11 protein-coding genes and 1 riboswitch are annotated in these 7,201 nt (G+C 70.3%); of the genes, 5 read left to right on the forward strand and 6 right to left on the reverse strand.

Going from position 1 to position 7,201, the window contains the following annotated elements; all coding sequences use genetic code 11:
• The 4 genes from ABD154_RS12235 to ABD154_RS12250 all read left to right on the forward strand — a co-directional run.
• Positions 1–363 (forward strand): universal stress protein (locus ABD154_RS12235; protein ID WP_344251361.1); only part of this gene is annotated, 363 nt, incomplete at its 5' end.
• A gap of 72 nt (positions 364–435) precedes the next feature.
• Positions 436–544: riboswitch (TPP riboswitch) on the forward strand.
• A 25-nt stretch (positions 545–569) separates the two neighbouring features.
• A complete protein-coding gene (locus ABD154_RS12240) occupies positions 570–1,199 on the forward strand; it encodes an ECF transporter S component (protein ID WP_137825335.1) in 630 nt (209 codons plus the stop codon).
• A complete protein-coding gene (locus tag ABD154_RS12245) occupies positions 1,199–2,701 on the forward strand; it encodes an ABC transporter ATP-binding protein (RefSeq protein ID WP_344251362.1) in 1,503 nt (500 codons plus the stop codon). The genes ABD154_RS12240 and ABD154_RS12245 overlap by 1 nt, the downstream gene beginning before the upstream one ends.
• A complete protein-coding gene (locus ABD154_RS12250) occupies positions 2,685–3,533 on the forward strand; it encodes an energy-coupling factor transporter transmembrane component T family protein (protein ID WP_344251363.1) in 849 nt (282 codons plus the stop codon). The genes ABD154_RS12245 and ABD154_RS12250 overlap by 17 nt, the downstream gene beginning before the upstream one ends.
• A gap of 4 nt (positions 3,534–3,537) precedes the next feature.
• Here ABD154_RS12250 and ABD154_RS12255 read toward each other — a convergent pair whose 3' ends face one another.
• Entirely contained in the window at positions 3,538–4,080 is a 543-nt protein-coding gene (locus tag ABD154_RS12255) for a hypothetical protein (RefSeq protein WP_344251364.1), read from the reverse strand.
• Between the two features lie 69 nt (positions 4,081–4,149).
• Between ABD154_RS12255 and ABD154_RS12260 the strand changes: the two genes are divergently transcribed.
• Positions 4,150–4,458 carry a biopolymer transporter Tol gene (locus ABD154_RS12260; protein ID WP_425546733.1) on the forward strand — a complete coding sequence of 103 codons (309 nt, stop codon included), beginning with the start codon at positions 4,150–4,152 and terminating at the stop codon, positions 4,456–4,458.
• A 10-nt stretch (positions 4,459–4,468) separates the two neighbouring features.
• On the opposite strand, the gene ABD154_RS12265 is transcribed toward ABD154_RS12260, so the two are convergent.
• From ABD154_RS12265 to ABD154_RS12285, 5 genes are all read right to left on the reverse strand, one after another.
• Complete coding sequence (locus ABD154_RS12265; RefSeq protein ID WP_344251366.1) at positions 4,469–4,789, reverse strand: putative quinol monooxygenase; 321 nt, start codon at positions 4,787–4,789, stop codon at positions 4,469–4,471.
• 165 nt (positions 4,790–4,954) lie between these two features.
• Positions 4,955–5,131, reverse strand: a complete 177-nt coding sequence (locus ABD154_RS12270; protein WP_344251367.1) for a hypothetical protein — start codon at positions 5,129–5,131, stop codon at positions 4,955–4,957.
• A 295-nt stretch (positions 5,132–5,426) separates the two neighbouring features.
• Complete coding sequence (locus ABD154_RS12275) at positions 5,427–6,029, reverse strand: class I SAM-dependent methyltransferase (protein WP_344251368.1); 603 nt, start codon at positions 6,027–6,029, stop codon at positions 5,427–5,429.
• Between the two features lie 4 nt (positions 6,030–6,033).
• Positions 6,034–6,678 carry a helix-turn-helix domain-containing protein gene (locus ABD154_RS12280; protein WP_344251369.1) on the reverse strand — a complete coding sequence of 215 codons (645 nt, stop codon included), beginning with the start codon at positions 6,676–6,678 and terminating at the stop codon, positions 6,034–6,036.
• Between the two features lie 68 nt (positions 6,679–6,746).
• Positions 6,747–7,201, reverse strand: a 455-nt coding sequence (locus ABD154_RS12285) for a LysR substrate-binding domain-containing protein (RefSeq protein WP_344251370.1), incomplete at its 5' end; no start/stop codon positions are given.

A 7,201-nucleotide genomic window follows, 5' to 3' on the forward strand; every position in this document is an offset into this window, starting at 1 on the left:
GCGCCCGCTTCGCGCAAAGCCGACCTCGAGATCGTCACGGTGCTGCCGGCCGGGGAGGAATGGCTCTACTGGTACCCGGAGCTCGAACTCGGCGGTGACGTCGCCGACCGCCGGCAGCAGCAGATCGAAGCCGAACTCGACAAGGACGCCGAAGAGCTGCGCAGTCAGTTCCCCGGTCTCCAGGTGTCCACCTCGGCGCTCATCGGCGATGCCACGGTGCTGCTGTCCGCGGCGACGAAGACCGCGCAGCTCACCGTCCTCGGCACCCGGGGCCGCGGGGCCGTGAAGTCCGCGCTGCTCGGATCGGTCTCCCGCGGGGTCCTCCACCATGCCGAGGGTCCGGTCATGGTCGTCCCGGCCTGAGTCCCGCACGCACCCGATCCCCGGCCCCGCGGACGTGCGGTGCCGGGGATCGTCAGGTGTTGTACAGTGGAGCGCACACGACAGGGGAGCGCCGCCAAGGGCGCTGAGAGTGCAGATGACGCTGCAGACCCTCGAACCTGATGCGGCTAGCACCGCCGAAGGAAGTCGAGACTCTTCTACCCCTCCTTGAGACACGAGGAGGCGCTATGCCGAACACGACCACGCCCGGTTCCCGCTCGACGACGGCACCGGCATTCACCCAGGCCCCGCCGACGAAGAAGTGGCGGGTCGTCGACTACGTCGTCACCGCGGTCCTCGGCATCGCCGTGGGCCTGATCTTCTGGGTGCTCGCCGCCAGCTGGAAGGGCATCGAGCTCGCCTTCCAGGCCTTCCCGCCCTCGATCGGCCTCATCGCCGGCCTCTGGGTGCTCGCCGGACCGCTCGCCGGGGCGATCATCCGCAAACCCGGTGCCGCGCTGCTGTGCGAACTCCTCGCCGCCGCCGTCGAAGGCGTCCTCGGCTCCCACTTCGGGGCGACCGTGCTGCTGTCGGGCTTCCTCCAGGGCCTCGGCGCCGAACTCGTCTTCGCCGCCTTCGGCTACCGGAAGTTCACCCTGTGGGTGACCGCGCTGTCCGGACTCGTCGCCGCGGCCTTCATGGCCGTGAGCGAGAACATCCTCTACAACGCCGAATGGCAGTTCGACTTCCAGCTCGCCTACGCGGTGTGCGCGATGATCTCCGGCGTCGTCATCTCCGGCATCGGCGCCTGGTACGCGTACCGTGCGATCGCGAAGACCGGGGCGCTGAGCTCCTTCGCCTCCGGCCGCGTGCGCTGATGGGCCTGCCGATCCGCGCCCACGGATACTCGTGGCGGCACGCCGATCGGGACAGCCTCGCCGTCGGCCCCGTCGACCTCGACATCGCCCCAGGTGAGAAGGTTCTCCTCCTGGGACCGTCGGGGGCGGGGAAGTCGACGCTCCTCCATGCGATCGCCGGGGTCCTGCCCACCGAGGCCGGGGAGTCAGGCGGTGAGCTCCTCGTCGGCGACGCCGCACCCGACCCTCGCCGAGGCGTCACCGGGCTCGTCCTCCAGGACCCCGATTCGCAGGTGATCTTCTCCCGCATCGGTGACGACGTCGCGTTCGGGATGGAGAACCTCGGTCTGCCCGCCGAGGTGGTCGACGCGCGGATCGACGCCTCCCTGGCCGCCATGGGACTCGACCTTCCCCAGTCCCACCCCACCGCGGCGCTGTCCGGGGGCCAGAAGCAGCGCCTCGCGCTGGCCGGGATCCATGCGATGGCACCCGAGGTCATCGTCCTCGACGAGCCGACGGCCAACATCGACCCCGCCTCGGCGAGGGCGGTCCGCGATGCCGTCCTCACGGTCCAGGAGTCCACTGCGGCGACGATGATCGTCGTCGAGCACCGGGTGAGCCTGTGGAGCGACGACGTCGACACCGTCATCGTCCTCGGCCGCGCCGGCGTCGTCGCCCACGGCACCCCGGACGAGGTCTTCGGTGACCCCGCACTCGCCGAGGTGCTCAGGGCCACCGGGATCTGGCTGCCCGAATCCGGGTCCCGCACCGCCCCCGACCGCTGGACAGTGCCCGGCAGAACCGGAGCGCAGGACCGACCCGGGTCCCCTGTGCTCGTCGGCGAGCGTCTGGGCGTCGCCCGGCCGCGGGCGGCCGTGCCCGCGGCGACCGATCTCGACCTCGAGGTGCGGGCGGGTGAGGCGCTCGGCATCGTCGGCGCCAACGGGGCCGGGAAGTCGACGACGGCACTGACCCTGGCCGGCCTCATCCCCGAGTTCTCCGGTGAGGTGCGCGCAGCGGGGCCGCTTGCCGCCGGGGCGAAGGAGGCGCGGCCGTTCACCTGGCCCTCGAAGTTCCTCGCCCCGCGCATCGGCATGGTCTTCCAGGAACCCGAGCATCAGTTCCTCAAGCCCAGCGTCGCCGAGGAACTCGCCCTCGGTCCGCGACTGGCCGGCTGGTCGGCGGCCGAGGTCGACGCTCGGGTGACCGACCTGCTCGAGACTCTGGGGCTGTCCGACATCGCCGAGGCCCACCCGCAGGGTCTCTCCGGCGGGGAGAAGCGCCGCCTGTCGGTGGCGGCGATGATCGCTCCGCGCCCCCAGGTCCTCATCGTCGATGAGCCGACGTTCGGGCAGGACGCGCTGACGTGGGCGGGACTCGTCGCACTGTTCCTCGACGTCCTCGACCACGGCAGCGCGGTCGTCGCCGTCAGCCACGACCTCGACTTCCTCGACGCGATCGGAGCCCGCCGCTTCACCCTCGGCACGGCCGCCCAGCCTCTGCGGGGTGAGCGCGTTGAGTGAGCGGACGACCCTGACCCGTGAGCGCGTCACCGTCGAGGATCCGGGTCAGCTCATCCCGGTGGTGCGCCGCACGGCGCTCGTGCGCTGCAACCCGCTGACGAAGATCGCTGTCGCGCTCATCCTCATGGTCGGAGCGCTGCTGAGCATCGACGTCGTCTCCGCGGGAATCATCCTCGGCTTCTCACTCCTCGCCCTGCCGCTGACCGGCCTCGACCTCAAGGCGGCGCTCACACGGCTGTGGTTCCTGCCGGTCGGCGCGCTCCTCGCCGCGTGGGGCACGGCGATCCTCGCCGAGAAGACGGGGGCCACCGTCGTCGACGTCGGTCCGATCCTCATGACGACCGGCTCCCTCGAATCCGCGGCGGCGATCTTCGTGCGCGCCCTGGCCCTGGCGATCCCGCTCGTCGTCCTCGCCTCGACGATCGATCCCAGGGACCTCTCCGATGCCCTCGTCCAGCATCTGCGTCTGCCCGAGACCGTCGTCATCTCGATCCTCGCGGCCAGTCGCCTGCTCGGACTCCTCGTCCTCGAATGGCAGACCCTGTCGATGGCCAGACGGGCCAGAGGACTCGCCGGCGGGTCGGTGCTGCGGCGCACCCGCAGTCTCTTCGCAGGCATCTTCGTGCTCCTCGTCCAGTCGATCCGCCGCGGCACGACCCTGGCGATGGCGATGGAGGGGCGGGCGTTCGGGCGGCCGGGTAGGACGTGGCGCAGGCGCTCGACGTTCGGCACCGCTGATGCGGTCGTCCTCGTCCTCGCCGTTGTCGTCGCCGTCATCGCGGTCGCCTCGGCGCTGGTGCTCGGGACGTGGAACCCGATCATTCCGGGCTGACGTCTCAGACCTCGGCGACGAGGTCCTTGAGGTGGGCGCGCCACTCCTCGAGCGCCTCGGCGCTCGGCAGCTTCGAGGCGGTGAGGGTGAGACGCGTGCGCTCGTCGTCCTTCGGTTCAGCGGCGGCTTCGATCTTCGTCCCGTCGGCGAGGTCGGCCCGCCAGAACGAGCGCTTCGCCGTCGTCGACGGACGGGGCTCACCGGCAATAGCGACTCCGCCCAGTGAGCCGTCGACGAGGGCGGCGAAGCGGTCGATGACGTCTCCGCGCTGTCCGGTCACGGTGCGGGAGACGGCGACGTCGAAGGTGCCGTCGGCGCGCTGGCCGGGAACCCGGCGGCCGATCTCCTGCTCGTAGGCGACGACGGCACCCTGGACCCACCAGCCGTGATTGTCGACGAGGCCGTCGAACTGCGGGTAGAGCGCGTCGGCGAGTTCCTTGTGGCTCGCGTCCTTGCCCCCGGCCTTCTCAAGCCGCTGCCGGGTCTGCGACCAGGGCTCGCCGAGGGCCTTCTCGATGGACTCGATGTTCTGTGCTCGCGTCGCCATGGTGTCAGTGTAGCCAGCCTGGGCGCGGTGAAGCGTGCGAGCGGCTAAGGCTGAGCGGCTTAGACTGCGATCGTGACGGATGCGGAGGGGTACACGGATGACGAGAAGTGGCTCGTCGTGCGCGGACGCCGGTGGCGGCGCACCGATCCCGCACTTCCCGACGCTCTCGTCGAGCAGCTGAAGAGCCACCTCGGGCGGGCTCGCAACGCGGTGCGGGCGGCGAAGACGGCAGCCGACGACTCAGCGCTGCGGGCGGCTCGAGAGCGCGTCGGCGTGGCCAAACAAGGCCTCGGCGAGCGGGGCGAGAAGTGGTGGGAGATGCCGCGAGCCGATCGGCTCGCCCGCGCCGAGGAGGCGCTGAGCGAACTCGATCGCTGAGCTGACCTCGTCAGTCGATGACGAGTTCGCCCATCTCGTCCCAGCCGTCGCCGTCGAGTTTGCGGGAGACGATCTTCGGCGTCGAGGCGAGCAGCGGGCGCATCGATTCGAGCGCGGCGGCGAAGTGATCGCTGTTGACATGCGGCTCGGCGCCGTCGTCGGTGAACGCTTCGAGCAGGACGTACTCGTTGGGCTTCTCGAGGCTGCGCGACCATTCGAACCAGAGGTTGCCGGGTTCGGCGCGGGTCGCCTCGGTGAAGTCGCGCACCACCTCGGGGAAGGACTCCGCGTTCTCGGGCTTGACGTCGAACTTGACGACGATGAAGATCATGATTCTCCTCTGCGCGTGGTGACGGTGGTCCGACCGCACCGGGTTGCAGGCACGGTCGCCTGGGCCGATCGGCCGTGTCTCCACCCAATCACGATCACCGTGGTTTGACGAGTCCGAGCGCTCATCCGGGTGGGCTGCGTCTGGCGCACCGGCGGTCAGTCGCGCTCAGTCGCGCGGGGCATCGCGCCGGACGCGCCGAACGGCGATGACGAGGGCGACGATGAGCAGGAAGATGCCCAGAGCCCACAGCCAGAGCGCATACCCGGAACCGGCAGGAAGCGTCGCGAGGACGAAGCACAGACCGGCCAGCGCCAGCAGAATCACCATCAGCAGTCGAGTCATCGACATTCCTCTCCGCTTCGACGCTATCGAGCAACGTCGCCTGTGGTCAACAGGCTGCGGTGCGCAGGCAGCTCGACGGTTGAGGACACAGCATCAGCGAAGCGCAGTGACCGACCCAGCGAGGTGACTGGCGCACAGTGGCGTGCTTCCCAGCGAGGTGGATCCGGCTTGAGTAACACCGAAGATTCGAGCGGAATCCACCTCGCTGGAGCGCTCAGTCACGCAGCGCGGCGAACAATCGCGGAGCGGCAGGCCAACTGCGGACCGGCAGTGGTGGAGAAACCGGCAGCGGGACCTACGGGCGCTCGGCGATGAGCACGAGGAAGCCGCTGTCGGGCTCGAAGGGGTGGATCTCCCACGTCGAGAGCTTGAGGCTGACGATCATGCCTGTTGCCTCGATGTCGGCGATGAAGTCGGCGAAGTCGTAGCCGCGGCCCGCACCGAACCCGGAGACGAGGCGGCCGCCGTGCTTGAGCGTGGATTTGAGGTTGCCCAGGGTCTGCCGACGTGAGGCGGGGTCGAGGAAGGAGAGCACGTTGCCGGCGCACACCGTGACGTCGATGTCCGTGATCCCGGCGGCGGCGAAGTCGAAGTCGGCGAGGTCGCCGGTGTGCCACTCGCCGCTCGGGAAGTCCTCCTCGGCGACGGCGATGAGGAATTCGTCGAGGTCGACGCCGTAGACCGTGTGCCCGGCGCCGATGAGCAGACCGCCGACACGACCGGTGCCGCAGCCGGCGTCGAGGATGCGTCCGCCGCGGGGCGCCATTGCATCGACGAAGCGCGCCTCTCCCCCGATGTCATGGCCGGCATCGACGAGGTTGCGCCAGCGCTGGGCGTAGTTCGCCGAATGGTCGGGGTTGTTCGCGCGGATGCGGTTCCACTGGTGATCGAAGCTCATCGCCTCAGTCTAGGCCCACGTGGATGCGCTCTCCCTCGGCGGAGAAGAGGGTGAGCACCTCCGCCGCCGAGGTGGTCGCACTGGCGATCCCGTGCGGTTCCCGCGTGTCGAATTCGGCGGCCTCCCCCGTGGCCAGAGTGGTCACCGTGGCCCCGAGTTTGAGGTCGACGGTTCCGCTGAGCACGTAGAGCCATTCGTACCCGCCGTGCGCTCGCTGCGTGATCGGCTCCCCCGGCCGGTGCCCGGGCAGGACGATCTTGACGGCCTCGACCGGCGCATTCCGGTTGGTCAGCGGCAGGAACACCATGCCGTGAGCGCGGATCGGGGTCGGGCGGATCCGCGGGTCGCCGGTCGACGGGGCTCCGACGAGGTCGTCGAGGGCGACCCGATAGATGCGGGCGAGCGCGATGAGCAGGTCGAGGGTGGGCCGCCGCCGTCCCGATTCGAGGCGGGAGAGCGTGCTCACGGACGCACCCATCTGCTCGGCCACCTCGGCGAGGGTCAGTCCCCGCGCGGTCCGGGTCTCCCGCAGCCGCGGGCCGATCGCCTCGATCACGGGGTCGAGCGCGTCACCGTCGGTGCCGTGAGACGAGCCGCCGGCGCCGTGCACATCGATTCTGCCGTGCGGGTCGCGGGGTGAACTGTCCATGGCTCCTCACTGTAGCGGTCTCAAGGCAGCGGCCCGGTCCGCTGCGAGGCGCGACCGCTCCGGCCCGCTCATGCGAAGACCTCGGCGACCACCTCGGCGACGGCGGCCACCGGCGCGCTCGGGGAGGGGACTGTGAGCACGATGATCTCCCGGCCGCCGGCCCCGGTGACGGGGTTGAGGGCGACGTCGGGTCCGCCGAGGGACATCATGATCGGGGTCGCGAGCGTGAGGCCGAGTCCGGTACCGGCGAGCGCGAGGGCGACGGCGGTGTCGGTGACGATGTGACTCTCCTTCGCCTCGATCCCCATCGCCGAGGTGGCCAGCCGCATCGCCCGACCGAAGAGATCGGTCGCCGGCGGCAGGATCCAGTCCGCCTCGGCGAGCTCGCCCGGTGACGGCAGCGGCCGGCCGGCCGGGGTGACGACGCCGAAGTCCTCGGCGGCCACCGTCGTCCAGGTCAGGCCGCGCATCGGCGGCAGCGGCACGGCCGGGTAGTCGATGCCGATGCCGAGGCCGATGGCGC

It is taken from the genome of Brevibacterium sanguinis, assembly GCF_039528855.1.
Taxonomy (GTDB): domain Bacteria; phylum Actinomycetota; class Actinomycetes; order Actinomycetales; family Brevibacteriaceae; genus Brevibacterium; species Brevibacterium sanguinis.

Excerpts from the sequence above, each read along its gene's own strand:
- ABD154_RS12240 (WP_137825335.1), top strand. The coding sequence starts at position 570 with ATGCCGAACACGACCACGCCCGGTTCCCGCTCGACGACGGCACCGGCA.
- ABD154_RS12245 (WP_344251362.1), top strand. The coding sequence starts at position 1,199 with ATGGGCCTGCCGATCCGCGCCCACGGATACTCGTGGCGGCACGCCGAT.
- ABD154_RS12255 (WP_344251364.1), bottom strand. The coding sequence starts at position 4,080 with ATGGCGACGCGAGCACAGAACATCGAGTCCATCGAGAAGGCCCTCGGC.
- ABD154_RS12265 (WP_344251366.1), bottom strand. The coding sequence starts at position 4,789 with ATGATCTTCATCGTCGTCAAGTTCGACGTCAAGCCCGAGAACGCGGAG.
- ABD154_RS12270 (WP_344251367.1), bottom strand. The coding sequence starts at position 5,131 with ATGACTCGACTGCTGATGGTGATTCTGCTGGCGCTGGCCGGTCTGTGC.
- ABD154_RS12275 (WP_344251368.1), bottom strand. The coding sequence starts at position 6,029 with ATGAGCTTCGATCACCAGTGGAACCGCATCCGCGCGAACAACCCCGAC.
- ABD154_RS12280 (WP_344251369.1), bottom strand. The coding sequence starts at position 6,678 with ATGGACAGTTCACCCCGCGACCCGCACGGCAGAATCGATGTGCACGGC.